Annotated in this window: 17 protein-coding genes and 1 pseudogene; 17 read left to right on the top strand and 1 reads right to left on the bottom strand. The window is 64.6% G+C overall.

The window, feature by feature from the left end; genetic code table 11:
• Positions 1–1416: an acetyl-CoA carboxylase biotin carboxylase subunit gene (locus tag GQA94_RS04710; RefSeq protein ID WP_158186989.1), complete on the bottom strand. Its 1416-nt coding sequence runs from the start codon at positions 1414–1416 to the stop codon at positions 1–3.
• 200 nt (positions 1417–1616) lie between these two features.
• On the opposite strand from GQA94_RS04710, the gene GQA94_RS04705 reads away from it, so the two are divergent.
• From GQA94_RS04705 to GQA94_RS04625, 17 genes and pseudogenes are all read left to right on the top strand, one after another.
• Complete coding sequence (locus GQA94_RS04705; RefSeq protein WP_158186988.1) at positions 1617–2564, top strand: LysR family transcriptional regulator; 948 nt, start codon at positions 1617–1619, stop codon at positions 2562–2564.
• A gap of 107 nt (positions 2565–2671) precedes the next feature.
• Positions 2672–3334, top strand: a pseudogene (locus tag GQA94_RS04700) (GntR family transcriptional regulator); the annotation flags it as partial.
• Positions 3335–3468: 134 nt separating this feature from the next.
• Entirely contained in the window at positions 3469–4446 is a 978-nt protein-coding gene (locus GQA94_RS04695; protein WP_158186986.1) for a 4-hydroxyproline epimerase, read from the top strand.
• Positions 4443–5591, top strand: a complete 1149-nt coding sequence (locus tag GQA94_RS04690; protein WP_158186985.1) for an NAD(P)/FAD-dependent oxidoreductase — start codon at positions 4443–4445, stop codon at positions 5589–5591. Before GQA94_RS04695 ends, GQA94_RS04690 begins: the two co-directional genes overlap by 4 nt.
• Complete coding sequence (locus GQA94_RS04685; protein ID WP_158186984.1) at positions 5584–5820, top strand: (2Fe-2S)-binding protein; 237 nt, start codon at positions 5584–5586, stop codon at positions 5818–5820. The genes GQA94_RS04690 and GQA94_RS04685 overlap by 8 nt, the downstream gene beginning before the upstream one ends.
• Positions 5817–7076 (top strand): NAD(P)/FAD-dependent oxidoreductase, encoded by a 1260-nt coding sequence (locus tag GQA94_RS04680; RefSeq protein WP_158186983.1) that lies wholly within the window; start codon positions 5817–5819, stop codon positions 7074–7076. The genes GQA94_RS04685 and GQA94_RS04680 overlap by 4 nt, the downstream gene beginning before the upstream one ends.
• A 90-nt stretch (positions 7077–7166) precedes the next feature.
• Positions 7167–7934 carry an AraC family transcriptional regulator gene (locus GQA94_RS04675; RefSeq protein WP_158186982.1) on the top strand — a complete coding sequence of 256 codons (768 nt, stop codon included), beginning with the start codon at positions 7167–7169 and terminating at the stop codon, positions 7932–7934.
• Between the two features lie 266 nt (positions 7935–8200).
• Entirely contained in the window at positions 8201–9010 is an 810-nt protein-coding gene (locus GQA94_RS04670) for a transporter substrate-binding domain-containing protein (protein ID WP_158186981.1), read from the top strand.
• Positions 9011–9024: 14 nt separating this feature from the next.
• On the top strand, positions 9025–10827 hold the full coding sequence (locus tag GQA94_RS04665; protein ID WP_158186980.1) for an aconitase X: 1803 nt from the start codon (positions 9025–9027) through the stop codon (positions 10825–10827).
• 3 nt (positions 10828–10830) lie between these two features.
• A complete protein-coding gene (locus GQA94_RS04660) occupies positions 10831–11496 on the top strand; it encodes an amino acid ABC transporter permease (protein ID WP_158186979.1) in 666 nt (221 codons plus the stop codon).
• 10 nt (positions 11497–11506) lie between these two features.
• Entirely contained in the window at positions 11507–12151 is a 645-nt protein-coding gene (locus tag GQA94_RS04655) for an amino acid ABC transporter permease (protein ID WP_158186978.1), read from the top strand.
• Positions 12148–12870, top strand: a complete 723-nt coding sequence (locus tag GQA94_RS04650; protein WP_158186977.1) for an amino acid ABC transporter ATP-binding protein — start codon at positions 12148–12150, stop codon at positions 12868–12870. The genes GQA94_RS04655 and GQA94_RS04650 overlap by 4 nt, the downstream gene beginning before the upstream one ends.
• Before the next feature lie 9 nt (positions 12871–12879).
• Complete coding sequence (locus GQA94_RS04645) at positions 12880–13917, top strand: trans-3-hydroxy-L-proline dehydratase (protein WP_158186976.1); 1038 nt, start codon at positions 12880–12882, stop codon at positions 13915–13917.
• Between the two features lie 142 nt (positions 13918–14059).
• Complete coding sequence (locus GQA94_RS04640) at positions 14060–14977, top strand: dihydrodipicolinate synthase family protein (protein WP_158186975.1); 918 nt, start codon at positions 14060–14062, stop codon at positions 14975–14977.
• A gap of 110 nt (positions 14978–15087) precedes the next feature.
• Positions 15088–16137 (top strand): TRAP transporter substrate-binding protein DctP, encoded by a 1050-nt coding sequence (gene dctP / locus GQA94_RS04635; RefSeq protein ID WP_158186974.1) that lies wholly within the window; start codon positions 15088–15090, stop codon positions 16135–16137.
• Between the two features lie 44 nt (positions 16138–16181).
• Positions 16182–16691, top strand: coding sequence for a TRAP transporter small permease subunit (locus GQA94_RS04630; protein WP_199270101.1), 510 nt, complete (start codon positions 16182–16184; stop codon positions 16689–16691).
• The gene (locus tag GQA94_RS04625; protein ID WP_158186973.1) at positions 16688–17998 is read left to right on the top strand and encodes a TRAP transporter large permease; all 1311 of its coding nucleotides are present in this window, start codon (positions 16688–16690) and stop codon (positions 17996–17998) included. The genes GQA94_RS04630 and GQA94_RS04625 overlap by 4 nt, the downstream gene beginning before the upstream one ends.
• The last annotated feature ends 13 nt before the right edge of the window (positions 17999–18011 follow it).

The following is an 18011-nucleotide window of genomic DNA, read 5'->3' as shown; positions in this document are numbered from 1 at the left end:
TCACAGGCCTGCGTGGGCGGCGATGGCGGCAGCGATGGCCAGGGCCAGTTCGCCCGGCTTGCGTTTGATCGAGTAGTTCAGCAATTCCGGATGGCTGTCGACGAAGCTGGTATTGAACTGTCCGCTGCGGAAATCCGGGTTTTCGAGAATTTTCTGGTAGTAGCTCGCGGTGGTCTTCACGCCCTGTACGCGCATGTCGTCCAGCGCACGCGAACCGCGCGCCAGCGCCTCTTCCCAGGTCAGCGCCCAGACAATGAGTTTCAGGCACATGGAGTCGTAATACGGCGGAATGGTATAGCCGGTGTAGATCGCCGTGTCGGTGCGCACGCCCGGCCCGCCGGGCGCGTAATAGCGGGTGATCTTGCCGAAACAGGGCAGGAAATTGTTGCGCGGCTCCTCGGCATTGATGCGGAACTGCAAGGCAAAGCCGCGGTACTGGATGTCTTCCTGCTTGACCGAAAGCGGCAGGCCGGAGGCGATGCGGATCTGCTCGCGGACGATGTCGATGCCGGTGATTTCCTCGGTGATGGTGTGCTCCACCTGTACCCGCGTATTCATTTCCATGAAGTACACCTCGCCATCGGCGAGCAGAAACTCCACGGTGCCGGCATTCTCGTAGCCCACCGCCTTGGCGGCCCGCACCGCCAGGTCGCCGATGTAGGCGCGTTGCTCGGGCGTCAACTGCGGGCTGGGAGCGATTTCGATCAGCTTCTGATTGCGCCGCTGGATCGAGCAGTCGCGCTCGAACAAATGCACAGTGTTGCCGAACGAATCCGCCAGTACCTGCGCCTCGATGTGCTTGGGTTCGACGATGCACTTTTCCAGAAACACATCCGCCGAACCGAACGCCTTGGTCGCCTCGGATATCACCCGTGGGTAGGCCTGCTCCAGTTCGTCCCGCGAGTTGCAGCGGCGAATACCGCGACCACCGCCACCGGAAGTCGCCTTGAGCATCACCGGGTAACCGATGCGCTCGGCCTCGGCCAACGCTTGCGCGACATCGGCTACGTTGCCTTCGGTACCTGGCGTTACCGGAACGCCCGCCTTGATCATGCTGCGACGCGCCTCGGTCTTGTCGCCCATGCGGCGAATGACTTCCGCGCTCGGGCCGACGAAGCGGATGCCGCGCTCGGCGCAGATTTCGGCCAGCTCGGCATTTTCGGACAAAAACCCATAGCCGGGATGCAGGGCATCGCAACCGGTTTCCACGGCCAGGTTCACCAGCTTGCGCGGGTTCAGGTAGCCGGCCAGCGGGTCTTCGCCAATGAAATAGGCTTCGTCGGCACGCTTGACGTGCAAGGCGTGACGATCGGGCTCGGCGAATACCGCCACCGAGCGAACGCCCATTTCGGCGCAGGCCCGCACGATGCGTACGGCAATTTCCCCGCGGTTGGCGATCAGCAGCTTCTTGATCACGCTGTCATCCCTCGGATCAGTGAGCAGAGCGGTCCTGTCCGGACCGATGGGGTATCGCCGCGTCTGGCGATGCGATTTACCCTACCCCTTGAGCAGCAATTACTGAAAATGAATAATTGTTTGGTTATGCATAAGGTTTGGCTTATACAACCCCGAGAACAGACCGAACGACCCATCATCCATCGCCAGCGGAGCGCCCTGTGAGAAAGTCCCTGATGCGCATGACCCTGCGCCAGCTGCGCGTGTTTCGGGCGGTTTGCGATAACCATTCCTATAGTCGGGCCGCCGAGGAAATGGCCCTGACGCAGCCTGCGGTCAGCCTGCAGATCCGCCAGCTGGAAGAGCTGCTGGGGCAGCCGTTGTTCGAGTACACCGGCAAGAAGCTCTACCTGACCGAAGCGGCCGAGGCGCTCAAACGCACCAGCGAGGATATTTTCGGCCGGCTGGAAAGCCTCGACATGCAGCTGTCCACGCTTCAGGGTTCACTGCAGGGTCAACTCAAGCTGGCGGTCGAATCGAGCGCGAAATACTTCGTACCGCACCTGTTCGCGTCGTTTCGTGAGCTCCATCCCGAGGTGAGCCTGCAGCTGGTGGTGGTCAACCATGCGCAGGCGATCCACCGCCTCAACGCCAATCGCGACGACCTGCTGTTGATCTCGCAGGTGCCTGCGGACATGGATCTGGAGTTCTTGCCATTCCTGGACAATGCCATCGTCGCGGTCGCCCCGCCCGATCACCCGTTGTGCCAGCGGCAGTCGCTCAGTCTGCAGGACCTCACGCCCTGGCCGCTGCTGATCCGGGAGGCCGGCTCGGGCACCCGGCGTGCGACCGAGCAGTATTGCAACCAGAAGCGCGCGCACTTCGCGCAGACCATGGAGCTGGGTTCGCTGGAGGCCCAGCGAGAGGGCGTGCTGGCCGGCCTCGGGCTGGCGCTGCTGCCTCGACACGCCGTGCTGCACGAACTGGCAAGCGGCGAACTGTGCGAGCTTCCAGTCGAGGAACTGCCGCTGATGCGTAGCTGGTGCCTGGTGCATCCGCGCGGCAAATACCTGTCCCCAGTGGCGCAGACGTTCTTCGCCTTCGCCCGGACCGAGCGGCAGCGCATCAATGCCCTGGAGCGATGTTTCAGTGCCGGAGGCCGACGCTGAACGAGGGCCCCGGATGATCACGTCCCTGCCTCCTTCGTCGGAAAACGTGAAGCGTACCGGCGTATACGATATCCTCAATCGCAATCAATCCTGCCGAGCGCGCCACCGTGCCCCTTCAACCCTTCAACGCCCCGAACCTTGGAATCGTACCCTCGGCTTCCGAAGTGATCGCCAAGCACCTGCGTGAAGCGATCATCAGCGGCCAGTTTGCGGAGGGAGAACCGGTTCGCCAGGACGACGTGGCGCGCCTGTTCAATGTCAGCAAGATTCCGGTCCGCGAGGCGCTCAAGCGCCTGGAGGCCGAAGGCCTGGTGTCATTCCAGCGCAACAAGGGTGCGGTCGTGACAGTGCTCACCGAGCCGGAACTGGCGCAGATCTTCGAAGTGAGGGTCCTGCTGGAAACGCAGATCATCCGCCTCGCCGTGCCCAACATGACCGATGCGACGTTCGGGCAAGCCGAGTCCATCTGTGCCGAGTTCGTCCACGAAGACAATGCGGCGCGCTGGGCTGAACTGAACTGGGCCTTCCACGCATGCTTGTACGGCCCGGCCGAACGGCCCTTCATGATGCAGCTGATCCGTTCCATCCATGACAAGGTCGAACGCTACCTGCGGGTGCAGATGAGCATCCATGAAGGCAAACAAGGCGCCGACCTTGAGCATCGCCAGATCCTGCGCGCCTGCCGCAGCGGGGACACGGATCTGGCTGCCGAGCTGATTGAACGTCACATCATTGGCGTCTGTCGGGCGCTGTTCGAGCATCTGCCCCATGGTCACCGCTGGGCAGGCATCGAAATGCCCAGCTGGCCTGTGCCGATTTCGTCATCCCAGCAGACGAAAACGTTCAAGCCCTGAGCAGGCTGCCATCGGATGCTTGTGCCACCCCGATTGCACAGGCAGGTGGCATGAAACGTATCCAGGTATTAGACAGCCACACCGGTGGCGAACCGACCCGGCTGATCCTCGAAGGCTTTCCGCCGCTCGGTTCCGGAAGCATGGCTGAACGCCGTCGGCTGCTCGCCGAGCAGTTCGATGACTGGCGCGCCGCATCCGTGCTCGAGCCGCGTGGCAGCGATGTACTGGTCGGGGCGCTGCTCTGCGAGCCGGTCGACCCGACGGCCTGTGCCGGGGTCATTTTCTTCAACAACAGCGGCTACCTGGGCATGTGCGGCCACGGCACCATCGGCCTGATGGTTTCGCTGGCCCACCTGGGGCGCATCCAGCCCGGGATTCACCGCATCGAAACCCCGGTCGGCACGGTGCAGGCGACCCTGCATGAAGACCGCTCTGTCAGCGTGCGCAACGTACCGGCCTACCGCTACCGCAAGGCGGTGGGCGTCGCAGTACCCGGCTACGGCACGGTGACCGGCGATATCGCCTGGGGCGGCAACTGGTTTTTCCTCGTCGCCGAGCATGGGCAACGCGTCGCGGGGGACAACCTCGAGGCGCTGACAGCCTTCACCTGGGCGGTGCGTCAAGCGCTCGACGCGCAAGGCATACGCGGCGAGGACGGTGGCGACGTGGACCACATCGAGCTGTTCGCCGACCCTGAGGGACCGGCAGGCGCTTGCGGGCCATCGGCCGACACGGCTTCGCCCAGACCCGACAGTCGCAACTTCGTGCTTTGCCCAGGCAAGGCTTATGACCGTTCGCCCTGCGGTACCGGCACCAGCGCCAAGCTGGCCTGCCTGGCGGCCGATGGCAAGCTGCAACCTGGCGAGACATGGCGCCAGGCCAGCGTCATCGGCAGCGAATTCCTCGCCAGCTACGAACCGGACGGCAATCGCATCGTGCCGACCATCCGCGGTCGCGCGCACCTGAGCGCCGAAGCGACATTGCTGATCGAGGATGACGACCCCTTCGCCTGGGGTATTCGGGCGTGAATGCCGATGTGGTCATCATCGGCGCCGGCATCGTCGGCGCCGCCTGTGCCCACGAACTGGCGGCCAACGGGCTCGACGTGCTGCTGATCGATGCCCACCGCGGCGGCGCAACGGCAGCCGGCATGGGCCATCTGGTGGCCCTGGACGACAATCCGGCCGAGCTGGCGCTGAGCGACTATTCAATCCAGCGCTGGCGGGAGCTGGGCCGGCTGATGGACGAAAGCTGCGGCTATCGCAACAACGGCACCCTCTGGCTTGCTGCCAGCGATGAGGAAATGGCAATCGCCCAAGACAAGCTCAAGACCCTGTCCGACCAGGGCATGAGCTGCAAACTGCTCGACCGCGCCGCCTTGTGCGCCGCCGAACCCGCGTTGCGAAGCGACCTGCATGGCGCGCTGAAAGTCAGCGGTGACGGCATTCTGTATGCGCCCAACGCGGCACGCTGGCTGATCGCCCAAGGCGGCTCGCGCATCGTCCGGATGCACGCCTGCGTGACGCGTGTCCAGGGCCAGCAGGTCGAACTCAGCGATGGCCGCATCCTGCGAGCCCAGGCGGTGGTGCTGGCCAACGGCATCCATGCGACCGAGCTGTGCCCCGAGCTGCCGATCCAACCGAAGAAAGGCCACCTGCTGATCACCGACCGCTACCCCGGCAAGGTCAGCCACACCCTGGTCGAACTGGGCTACGTCACCAGCGCCCATAACAGCGAAGGGCCGTCGGTGGCCTGCAACATACAACCTCGTCCGACCGGCCAACTCTTCGTTGGATCGTCACGCCAGTTCGGCAACAGCGATCCCGAGACGGACAGCTGGATGCTGACGCGAATGCTCAGGCGCGCCGTCGAATACATGCCCGGACTGGCGCAGCTGAACGCCATCCGCAGTTGGACCGGCTTGCGTGCGGCAAGCCCGGATGGCCTGCCGCTGGTGGGCGAGCATCCGCAGCAGCCGGGCCTGTGGCTGGCGGTTGGCCACGAAGGGCTGGGCGTGACCACCGCGCCCGGCACCGCGGAGCTGCTGGTCGCGCAGCTGCTGGGCAGGCGGCCCGCGCTGCCCAGCGAACCCTACAGTCCTGCACGCTTCTTCGGCCCTCGCGCACCGTCCTCGACATTCGCGATGCCCAACGGGAACCCCGACCATGATTGAACTCACCCTCGACGGCCGGACACTGCGCGTCGCGCCCGGCACCACCGTCGCCGCGGCGCTTTACCTCGGCGGCGACGGCAGCAGTCGGACCGCGCTATCGGGCGAACGCCGCGCGCCCCTGTGCGGCATGGGCATTTGCCAGGAATGCCGCGTCACCATCGATGGCCAGCGCCGCCTGGCCTGCCAGACGGCCTGCGCTAACGGGATGACCGTGGAAACCCGCCCATGAAATCGCATTACGACGTGCTCATCGTCGGCGCCGGCCCGGCGGGAATGGCTGCTGCCCTGGCGGCTGCGCCCAGCGGCGCGAGCATCGCCGTGATCGACGATAACCCCGCTCCCGGCGGGCAGATCTGGCGCGACGGGCCGCAGGTCACGCTGCCCCGCGGCGCTCGCCGACAACGGCAGGCACTGACGGATGCGGCGAATATCGATCTGTATAACGGTGTGCGGGTGATCGCCGCACCCGGCGGCAAGCGATTGCTGCTCGAAGATGCCCGGCAGGGGCGTCTGGTCGGCTATGACACGCTCATCCTGTGCACCGGCGCGCGCGAATTGCTGCTGCCCTTCCCCGGCTGGACCCTGCCGGGCGTGACCGGCGCCGGCGGCCTGCAAGCGCTGATCAAGGGCGGCGTGCCGGTGTCCGAGCAACGTCTGGTCATCGCCGGCAGCGGCCCGCTATTGCTCGCCTGCGCGGCCACCGCCAGGCATGCCGGCGCCCGCCTGCTGCGCATCGCCGAACAGGCTCCGCTGGCCGCGCTCGCCGGTTTCGCCGCGCGCCTGCCGAGCTGGCCAGGCAAGGCGCTGCAGGCGATGAGCCTGATCGACGCGCGCTATCGCAGCGACATGCACGTGCTGGCGGCGCTGGGCACCGATCGCGTCGAAGCGGTACGCCTGAGCCACAACGGCCGGGTCTCGGAGATCGCCTGCGATCGACTGGCGTGCGGCTTCGGCCTGATTCCCAACACCGAGCTTGGCCAGGTCCTGGGTTGCGCACTTGCCGACGGCGCCCTTCAAACCGATGCCCACCAGGCAACGAGCCTGCCGGATCATTTCGCGGCAGGCGAATGCACCGGCTTCGGCGGCAGCGAACGGGCACTCGCTGAAGGTCGTATCGCCGGCCACGCCGCTGTCGGTGATTTCGACCGGGCCCGGGCGGGCTTCGCCGAGCGCGAACGCTGGCAGGGTTTCGCCGATCTGCTGCGGCGAACCTTCGTGCTGAACGAGCGACTGAAAACCCTGGCAAGGCCCGACACGCTGGTATGCCGCTGCGAGGACGTGCCCTACTCGGCGATGGCCGGCCACCGAGGCTGGGTCGAGGCCAAGCTGCAGAGTCGCTGCGGGATGGGACCGTGCCAGGGCAGGATCTGCGGCGCCGCATGTGAGGTCATGTTCGGCTGGCAGACACCCAAGCCGCGCCAGCCGATCAGTCCGGCGCGCATCGGGACGCTGCTCGCATTGGGCGATGACGAACCCGGCCGTTGAGCGTCACGCACCACAAGGCCGAGCCACGCCGGCTACCATTCGCCGGCCGCCGGTCGTATCCTCGGGCTACTTCCGCTCCTGGCGCGACCGATGCTCCCCCTGTTTGCGACCGACACGCCCTCCGATCTGCCAACGCTGCTCGCCGGCCTGAAGCTGATCGCACCGTTGTTCGACGCCATGCCGCAGGTGGTGTTTTTCGTCAAGGACACCGAGGCCCGCTATAGCCTGGCCAATCGCACGCTGGCAGAGCGTTGCGGTCATCAGGATGCTGCCGCCCTGATAGGCCTGACGGCCGAGCAGGTGTTCCCGAGCGGCTTCGGCGCGCAATACACCGACCAGGACCGTCGCGTACTCACCCAGGGCCTGCGCCTGGAGGACCAGCTTGAACTGCATCTGTATCCAGGCAGGCAGGCGGGGTGGTGCATGACCCATAAACTGGCGCTGCGCAATCGCGAGGGGGCGATCATCGGCATGGCTGGGGTGTCCATCGACCTGCAGGCGCCCGAAGCCGACAACCCGGCCTACCTCAAGCTCGCCGAGGTGGACGCCCACATCCGTGCGAACCACGCACGCCCACTCAGACTCTCCGAACTCACCGCCATTGCCGGCCTCTCGGTTGCGCAACTGGAGCGGCTGTGCAAACGGATATTCCGCCTCACCCCCCGACAGATGATCCACAAGGCCCGGCTGGACGCGGCCATCGAACTGCTCGGCGGAACGCTGCCCATTACCGAAATCGCATTGCGGTGCGGATACGCCGACCACAGTGCCTTCAGCCGACAGTTTCGCGCGCTGACCGGCCTGTCCCCCAGTGCCTATCGAAACGCCCTTTCACCCAATCATCGGGCACCTTGGTAACGCGCTGCTCCGATTTGTAGCAGCCAGATGCACCATGCACCGCGCCTGCGTGAATCCGACGAACGGTCACTGCGCAACCCGGGGTCAAGACTGCCCGTACCTGCCCGCTCTAGCTTGCGCCCTGCGCTGATCCAGCCGCGCATCCGGCACCTCTTTCGCCACGTTGCAGCCGACCGGCACGGCGATTGCTGTGCGGATAACGTATACGAAATCTCGAAACAGCTGCTTGAATCAATCAGACGATCAACCGCATCGACGAGGAAAGTATGAACAAAACCATCGCTGTGGCCGTTAGCGCTCTGCTCGCCGCCTCCATGACGCCCTTTGCCCAGGCCGACAAGCTCGACGACATCATCGGGTCAGGCAAGCTGCGTTGCGCCGTGACCCTCGACTTCCCACCCATGGGCTTCCGCGACGAAGGCAACAAGCCCGCCGGCTTCGACGTCGACTACTGCAGCGACCTGGCCAAGGTGCTCGGCGTCGAACCCGAGGTGGTCGAAACGCCTTTTCCCGATCGGATTCCCGCGCTCGTCTCGGGCCGTGCGGATGTGATCGTCGCGTCCACCTCCGACACCCTGGAGCGCGCCAAGACGGTGGGCATGAGCGTGCCCTACTTCGCCTTCAACATGGTGGTGCTGACGCGTGAAGAGACCGGCATCGACGACTACGACGATCTGAAAGGTCGCCCGGTCGGCAACACCAGCGGCACGTTCGAGGCCATCGCGCTCGAGAAAGACGTGAAGGCCTGGGGCGAAGGCAGCTTCCGCGCCTATCAATCGCAGAACGACACCATCCTCGCCGTTGCCCAGGGTCACGTCGATGCCACGGTGGTGACCAACACCGTCGCGGCCTCGACCATCAAGTCGGGCAAATACAAGGGGCTGAAGATCGCCGGTGACGCGCCCTATGTCATCGACTACGTGTCGCTGGCGGCCAAGCGCAGCGAGTACGGCCTGATGAATTACCTGAATCTGTTCGTCAACCAGCAGGTGCGCTCCGGGCGCTACGCCGAACTGTATGAAAAGTGGGTCGGTGGCAAGCCGGTCGACCTGACCGTGCCAGGCGTCTACTACTGATCGTCGGGGCCAGCATGCTGCGCAGCGATCAGCAGCCCGCGACTCGGCAACCGCCGACGACCGTCGACATCCCGGGTCGCTGCCTGGTGCCGGGGGGCGCTCAGGCGGCGTGTCTGCACGCGGACACGGGCCTGAGTTTCTGGGGGGGTGTCGATCCAGGCAGCGGCGAGGTGATCGATCGGCATCACCCGCTCAGCGGTCGGCTCATCGCCGGCACGGTATTGGTCATCCCGAGCGGGCGCGGCTCCTGTACCGGTAGCAGCGTTCTGCTCGAGCTCATCCTCAACGGTCACGCACCGGCCGCACTGGTATTTGCCGAACCCGATGAAATCCTCACGCTGGGCGTGCTGGTGGCGCAGCAACTGTTCGGCCGCTCGCTGCCGGTGGCAAGCATCGGGGCGCGAGCCTTCGCCGCGCTGCGCGAGGCCAGCTACCTGCGCGTCGACAATGGCCGTGTGCTCGGCTTCGCCGAGCCGCCAACCGACCATTGGCACGCCTCGGCCGCCAGTCCGAACGATGATCCACCCGCAGGAATCATCCTGACTGAACACGACCGGGCCATGCTGACCGGCGCCCACGGCAAGGCCACCCAGGCGGCCATGCAGATCCTGCTGCGCATGGCGGAGCTGCAGGGAGCCCAGGCGCTGGTGGATATCACCCAGGCGCACATCGACGGCTGCATCTATACCGGCCCGGCGAGCCTGCGCTTCGCCCGCCAACTGGCCGACTGGGGCGCACGCGTGAAGGTGCCGACCACGCTCAATTCGATCTCGGTGGACCAGCGACACTGGCGCCGAATGGGCGTCGACGCGGCATTCGGTGAGCCGGCCAGCCAGTTGGCCGACGCCTATGTCGAGATGGGCGCCAGCGCCAGCTTCACGTGCGCGCCGTACCTGCTCGACAGCGCCCCACAAGCGGGCGAGCAGATCGTATGGGCCGAGTCCAACGCCGTGGTCTACGCCAACAGCGTCCTGGCCGCGCGCACCCTGAAATACCCTGACTTCCTAGATATCTGCATCGCCCTGACCGGCCGGGCACCGCTGACGGGCTGCCATCTGGCAGATCGGCGCCACGCCACGCTGCGTATCGACCTGCCGCCGCTGGCGCACCTGGATGATGCGTTCTATCCACTGCTCGGCTACCACACGGGGCTGTTGTGCGGGAGCGAGATTCCGCTGATCTGCGGTCTCGAGCAGGCCACGCCCAGCCTCGACGATCTGAAGGCATTCGGCGCCGCCTTCGCGACCACCTCGGCGGCACCGATGTTTCATATCCTGGGCATCACACCGGAGGCCACCTCGGTCGAGGCCGCACTGGGCGGCCAGGCGCCACGCCGCACCCTTCGCATCCGACACGCCGAGTTGCTGGAAAGCTGGCGCGAACTGGACAGCGCCGAATCCGTGCAAGTCGACCTGATCTGCCTGGGTAATCCGCATTTCTCGCTGAGCGAGTTCGCGCAGCTCGCGCAACTCTGTGCGGGCAAGGTGAAGCATGCAGGGGTCGCCGTGCTGGTGACCTGTGGCCGCGCGATTCAGCGTCAGGCCCGTGAGGCTGGCCACCTGTCGGTTCTGGAGCGCTTCGGCGTACAGGTCGTTACCGATACCTGTTGGTGCATGATCGACGAGCCAGTCGTGCCGCTGAACGCTCGAACACTGATGACCAACTCCGGCAAATACGCCCATTACGCTCCCGGGCTGGTCGGCCGCCAGGTGCACTTCGGCAGCCTCGCCGACTGTGTCGCCACCGCGTGCAGCGGCCAGGCAGGCGGTCGTTTACCACGCTGGCTGGACGCTGGCCTCGACCAAGGAGTGTGCTGAGCGATGTTCGACTACACCTTCCATTGGCGCCCCGCCCTCCGTGCGTTGCCGGACATGCTCGCCGGCGCGGTGGTCACCTTCGAAACCGCCGCGCTGTCGATGATCTTCGGCGTGCTCATCGCCCTGGCCCTGACGGCGATGCGTGAAACCCGCAACCCGCTGCTCAAGGGATTCGGCAGCGCGTGGGTGTCGGTGGCACGCAACACGCCATCGCTGTTCCAGATCTACGCCCTGTATTTCGGCCTCGGTGCGTTCGGCTGGCACATTAGTTCATGGGCCGCACTGCTCGCCGGCATCACCTTCAACAATGCCGGCTATCTCGCGGAGAACTTCCGCGGAGGCCTCAGGGCCGTCCCGGAAACTCAGATGCGCGCCGCACGCTCGCTGGGCATGAGCGCATTCCAGGCGTACCGGCTGATCGTGATTCCGCAATTGCTGCGCATCGTTTTCCATCCGTTGTCGAACCAGATGGTCTGGGCCGTGCTGATGACGTCCCTGGGGGTGATCGTCGGTCTGAACAACGACCTCACCGGCGTCACCCAGGACTACAACGTCAAGACCTTCCGAACCTTCGAATACTTCGCCCTGGCGGCGGTGATCTACTACCTGATTGCCAAGCTGATCGTAGCGGTGGCCCGGCTGATGGCCTGGCGGCTGTTCCGCTATTGAGGAGTCGTGCATGTTTTCAACCAGCCTGACCGCGACCGATCTGCTGTTTTTGCTCAAAGGTGCCGGTGTCACCTTGATGCTGACGTTCTGGGCGATGCTGCTGGGCACCGTTGCCGGCACCGTCTTCGGCCTGATCCGCGCCCTGTTTCCACGGGCAAGCCTGCCGCTGGCCTGGTTCCTGGACATCTTTCGCAGCGTGCCCCTGCTGATCCAGTTCGTCCTGTTCAATGCCTTGAAGAGCATCGTCGGGCTGGACTGGAGCGCCTTTACCGTCGGCTGCGTCGTGCTTGGCGTCTACGCCGCGGCGTTCTTCACTGAAGTCGTGCGCAGCGGGGTATTGGCGGTACCGGGCAGCTTGCGTCTGGCCAGCCGTTCGCTGGGCCTCAGCTACTGGCAGGACCTGCGCTACATCGTCCTGCCGGTGGCGACCCGGGTAGCCTTTCCGGGCTGGGTCAACCTGGTGCTGTCGGTCATGAAGGACACGGCCCTGGTGATGTGGATCGGCATCATCGAATTGCTGCGCGCCTCGCAGACCATCGTCACGCGGATCCAGGAGCCGCTGTTGGTGCTCTGCATCGCGGGGCTCATCTACTACGTCATGAGCCTGGTGGTGGCCCGCCTGGGCGCCCGGCTGGAAAAAAGGTGGCAGCAATGATTCAGATCGACAAGGTGCATAAATCCTTCGGCGAACTCGAGGTGATCAAGGGCGTCGACCTGACGGTCAACAAGGGCGAGGTGGTGTCGATCATCGGCGGCTCGGGCTCGGGTAAATCAACCCTGTTGATGTGCATCAACGGGCTGGAATCCATCCAGCGTGGCTCGATCCGGGTCGACGGCACCGAGGTGCACGCCAGGGGCACCGACCTGAACAAGCTGCGGCGCAAGATCGGCATCGTCTTCCAGCAATGGAACGCCTTTCCGCACCTGACGGTGCTGGAGAACGTGATGCTGGCTCCACGCAAGGTACTGGGCAAGAGCCGTGAGCAGGCCGAGGAGCTGGCGGTAAAGCAACTGACCCACGTCGGCCTGGCAGAGAAGCTCAAGGTCTTCCCCAGCAAACTGTCCGGCGGCCAGCAGCAGCGTATGGCGATCGCCAGGGCACTGGCCATGTCGCCGGATTACATGCTGTTCGACGAGGCCACTTCCGCTCTGGACCCGCAACTGGTGGGCGAAGTGCTCGACACCATGCGCCTGCTGGCCGAAGACGGCATGACCATGGTGCTGGTGACCCATGAGATGGGCTTCGCCCGCGAGGTGTCCGACCGTGTCGCGTTCTTCCGCGACGGCCTGGTGCACGAGATCGGCCCGCCCGACCAGGTGATCAGCAACCCACAGAAGCCGGAAACCGCGGCGTTCCTCAAATCCGTGATCTAGGGACCAGCGATGCGATCGAGCAAAGTCATCCATGCGGTCAGTTGCCACGCCGAGGGCGAGGTCGGCGACGTCATCGTTGGGGGTGTCGTCCCGCCACCCGGCGATACGTTGTGGGCACAATCGCGCTGGATCGCGCGCGACGAAACCCTTCGCAACTTCATGCTCAACGAACCGCGTGGCGGGGTGTTCCGTCATGTGAACCTGCTGGTTCCGGCCAAGGACCCGCGCGCGCAGATGGGCTGGATCATCATGGAGCCCGCCGACACGCCGCCGATGTCAGGCTCCAATTCGCTGTGCGTTGCGACCGTGCTGCTCGACAGCGGCATCCTGCCGATGACCGAGCCGCACACCCGCCTGGTACTCGAGGCACCGGGTGGCCTGATCGAAGCGGTCGCGCAGTGCCGGGACGGCAAGGTCGAGCGGGTCGAGGTCACCAACGTGCCGTCCTTTGCCGCCAGGCTCGACGCCTGGATCGAGGTTCCAGGGCTGGGCTCGCTGCAGGTCGACACCGCCTACGGCGGCGACAGTTTCGTCATCGTCGACGCCAGGCGCCTGGGCTTTTCCCTGCGCGCCGATGAAGCCGCCGATCTGGTGGCCACCGGCTTGAAAATCACCCAGGCGGCCAATCAGCAACTGGGCTTCGTCCACCCAACCAATCCGGATTGGTCGCACCTCTCCTTTTGCCAGATCGCCGCGCCGGTCGAACGCATCGACGGCATCGCGACAGCAGCCAACGCGGTAGTGATCCGCCCCGGCAAGATTGACCGTTCGCCTTGCGGCACAGGGTGTTCGGCGCGCATGGCGGTGTTGCATGCCAAGGGGCAGCTGGCAGTCGGCGAAAGGTTCATCGGCCGCTCGATCATCGGCTCGCAATTCGATTGCCGGATCGACCGCCTGGTCGAGCTCGCCGGACGACCTGCGATTGTTCCCTGCCTGTCAGGGCGGGCCTGGATCACCGGTACTCACCAACACCTGCTGGACCCCAGTGACCCCTGGCCGGAAGGCTACCGGCTTTCCGATACCTGGCCCGAGCACGTGGAGATCTGACTCAACCCGCCGCCCGCCACAAGCTGGCGGCGACACGCAACGCGGCCAAGCCACGGCCGGATTCGCAGCAACCTAACCAGGACCACCCCGGGCGAGGACCGCCCAAACGGAACGTATACGAAATACCTTAGCGGAGGCATCCATGAGCAAACGAGTCAATTGGAGCGGTGTGTTCCCCGCCGTCACCACGCAATTCAACGAGGACTTCTCGATCAACCTGCAGGAAACCCACAAGGTCATCTCCAACGTCATTCGCGATGGCGTGTCGGGGCTGGTGGTGTGCGGTTCCGTTGGCGAAAACACGTCGCTGAGCGCCGAAGAGAAGATTGCCGTCACCGAAGTTGCGGTGGACGCCTCCGGAGGGCGCGTGCCGGTGATCTGCGGGGTCGCCGAATTCACCAGCGTGCAGGCAGCGAAAGTCGCCAACGCGGTGAAGAAGGCCGGCGTCGACGGGGTGATGCTGATGCCGGCGCTGGTGTACGGCTCCAAGCCATTCGAGACCGCCGAGCACTATCGCTATGTGGCCCGGCATGCCGACGTGCCGCTGATGGTCTACAACAACCCACCGATCTACAAGAACGACGTCACGCCCGACATCCTGATCTCGCTGGCCGACTGCGACAACGTCGTCTGCTTCAAGGATTCCTCCGGCGACACGCGCCGTTTCATCGACGTGCGCAACGAAGTGGGCGACCGCTTCGTGCTGTTCGCCGGCCTCGACGACGTCGTCCTTGAGAGCATCGCGGTCGGCGCAGAGGGCTGGGTATCGGGCATGTCCAACGTGTTCCCGAAGGAAGGCGAGACCATCTTCCGACTGGCCAAGGCAGGGCGCTTCGCCGAGGCCATGCCGATCTACGAATGGCTGATGCCGATCCTGCACCTCGATGCACGGCCTGACCTGGTGCAGTGCATCAAGCTCTGCGAAGCCATCGCGGGTCGTGGCAGCGCCTTGACTCGCCCGCCGCGCCTGGCCTTGCCAGACGCCGACCGGGCATTCGTCGAACAGATCATGGCCAAGGCGATGGCCAACCGACCGCAATTGCCCGATGTGGGGCTCTGACGCCGACCGGACCAGGCCGCGTGACGGCCAGGTCCGGCATTCGAAACCATCCGGTTCAGCCTGACCGCGTCCCTCATCGGAGGGCGCTTCATCGACATGAGAGGTGCACCATGCGCATCAACAAAAACAAGCTGCTCGTCACGCTGGGCCTGGCCCTGGTGTGCGCCAGCAGCCAGGCAGCCCAGACCTACACCGTGCCGACCTCGGTTCCCGAAGGCAGCTTCTTCTTCGAGAACTTCCTGGTCCGTTTCGCCAGCAACGCCGACCTGCTGACCGATGGCGAAGTGAAGATCCGACCGGTGGGCGCGGGCGTGATCGTTCCCGCGCTGCAAGTCTTCGAGTCCGTACAGAACGGCGTACTCAAGGCCGGTCACTCCACCTCGACCTATCTGGTCAATCAGGACCCGCTCAACAACGTCTTTGCCAGTTACCCCGGCGGCATGTCGGGCGAAGAGACCCTCGCGTGGCTGTACGAGGGCAACGGCCTGAAATACCTGCAGCAATTCCGCGAGCAGGAAATGGGCCTGCATTCGATGGTGGTAGGCGTTGGCAGTACCGAAATCCTCGCTCACGCAAACCGGAAGATCGAGAAGCTGGAAGACTTCAAAGGGGTCAAGTACCGCACCGCGGGGGCCTGGGCTGAAGTGGTCAAGCAAGTCGGTGCCTCGCCGACGGTGGTTCCCCCGGGCGAAATCTATACGCTGCTGCAACGCAAGGGTGTGGATGCGGTGGAGTGGGCCACGCCGGGCGCGAACCTCACCGAGGGCTTCCATGAAGTTGCGCCCTACATCCTCACGCCCGGCGTGCACCAGCCATCGTTCGTCTGGGAGTTCTTCATGACCCGCGAGAGCTGGGACGCGCTGGACAAGGACATCCAGGAAAAGCTCGAAGCCGCGGCCAAACTGACCACCCTGCAAAGCTATTTCCATTTTCTCGATGCCGACATGAAAGCCATGCAGACCTACAAGGACGCGGGTATCGAAATCCTCCGGCTGGATGCGACGGCAATCGAAGACCTGGCCAGCCGCGGTAACGCGCTGGTCACCTCGCAGATCGAGGCGCGTGCGCCTGGCAAGACCGACGCCAAGGCGATCCTCAAGGACTATCAGGACTACATGCAGCGCTGGTCTGACAATTCGTCCTACCTGTACCGCCACTGAGCAACGCCGTCGGCCATCCTCGTGGTGGCCGACCTGGAGGTTCGATGAAGCGTACCTGTTTCGACTGGCCGGCCACCGCCCTGCTCTGGGTGGCATGCGCGATGGCTGCATTGCTGGTCCTGGCGATGATGTTCGAGGTGTTTTCGCGCTACGTGCTGAACGCACCGACGCTGTGGGCCTTTGACATCTCCTACATGCTCAACGGCGCCATGTTCATGCTCGGCTGTGCCTACGCGCTGAAAATCGACGCTCACGTGCGCATCGATTTTCTCGCCGCACGGCTCAGGCCGGCCGTCCAGCGGTGGATCAACGGCGCCTTCTACCTGCTGCTGTTCGCACCGATTCTCGGCGCGCTCACCTGGACGGCGGGCAAACGTACCTGGCACGCCCTGGTCACGGCGGAGGTGGAACACGTCAGTCCCTGGGCTCCCCTGATATGGCCCTTCTACAGCGCGCTGGCCATCGGGTTGGCCGCGTTGACGTTGCAGGTGCTGGTCGATGCGTACCGCTATTTCACCGGCCAGAAGCAGCCCAGCGGGGGATTGCCCGAATGATGGATTACGTGCCGCTGTTGATGTTCGCGCTGCTGTTCGTCTTCATATTCGTCGGGATACCGGTTTCCTTTTCGCTGATTACGGTCTCGGCACTGTTCGGCCTGCTGCTGTTCGGTGAGAACATTTTCCAGCAGATGTTCGGCTCGCTGCTGCAGGCCTCCACCAACTTCTCGCTCTCGGCGATTCCCCTGTTCGTCCTGATGGGTGCGATTCTCGAGCGAAGCGGCCTGGCCCGGCGGCTGTACGAAGCGCTGCAGCTCTGGCTCGGCGGGTTCTCCGGCGGGCTGGCGATGTCGACCATGCTGATGTGCGGCATCTTCGCCGCCAGCTCGGGTATCGTTGGCGCGGTCGAAATCGTCGTCGGCATGATGGCCATCCCGGCGATGAGCAAATACCACTACGACCGCTCCCTGATTGCCGGCACCATCTGCGCGGGCGGATCGCTGGGCACGATCATTCCGCCCTCGGTGATCGTCGTGGTCTACGCCTCGATGGCCCAGCTGTCGATTGGCCAACTGTTCGCCGCGACATTGATCCCCGGTGTGCTGATGCTGGTGATGTTCATGGTCTACATCGCGGTGCGCTGCTGGATGACCCCCGCGCTGGCACCCGCCGTGCCGACCCTGCAAGCCACGCCGCTGGGGGAAAAACTGAAGGTCACGCTCAAAGCGCTGATACCGCCGTTCCTGCTCATCTTCGCCGTGCTCGGCTCGATGCTCGCGGGCATCGCCTCACCCACCGAGTCGGCGGCGGTCGGCGCGTTCGGCGCGGCGGTGCTGGCGCTGTGCTTTCGCGAGCTGACCCTCGCCCGGCTGATCGAGGCGCTGGTTTCCACCATCACCATCACCGCCATGATCATGCTCATCGTCACGGGCGGCACCATGTTCACCGCGATTTTCGCTGCCAGCGGCGGTGGCTGGATGCTGGCCGATTTCATGGGCGAAATGGACCTGAGCCCCTATGCGCTGATCCTGGCGCTGATGGGCATCGTGCTGATCGCCGGCATGGTGCTGGACTGGATCTCCATTGTGCTGATCTTCGTACCGATCTTCATGCCCCTGGTGAAGATGGCTGGCATCGATCCGATCTGGTTCGCAGTGATGTTCATGGTCGTGGTCCAGACCGCTTACCTGACGCCGCCCCTGGCGCCGTCGATCTTCTACCTGCGCTCGATTGCGCCGCCGGACATGAGCTACGGTCACATGTACAAGGGTGTCGTGCCGTTCATCGCCATCCAGCTGCTGCTGTTCCTGATCATCCTGGGGGTACCGGGTATCGCCACCTGGCTGCCGCGCCAACTGTTTTGAACCGCCCACCCTT

The sequence above is a fragment of the Stutzerimonas stutzeri genome, assembly GCF_009789555.1.
In the GTDB taxonomy this organism is placed as follows: domain Bacteria; phylum Pseudomonadota; class Gammaproteobacteria; order Pseudomonadales; family Pseudomonadaceae; genus Stutzerimonas; species Stutzerimonas stutzeri_R.
The sequence above is the reverse complement of the archived record's forward strand: the minus strand, read 5'-3'. Positions and strand labels throughout refer to the sequence as shown.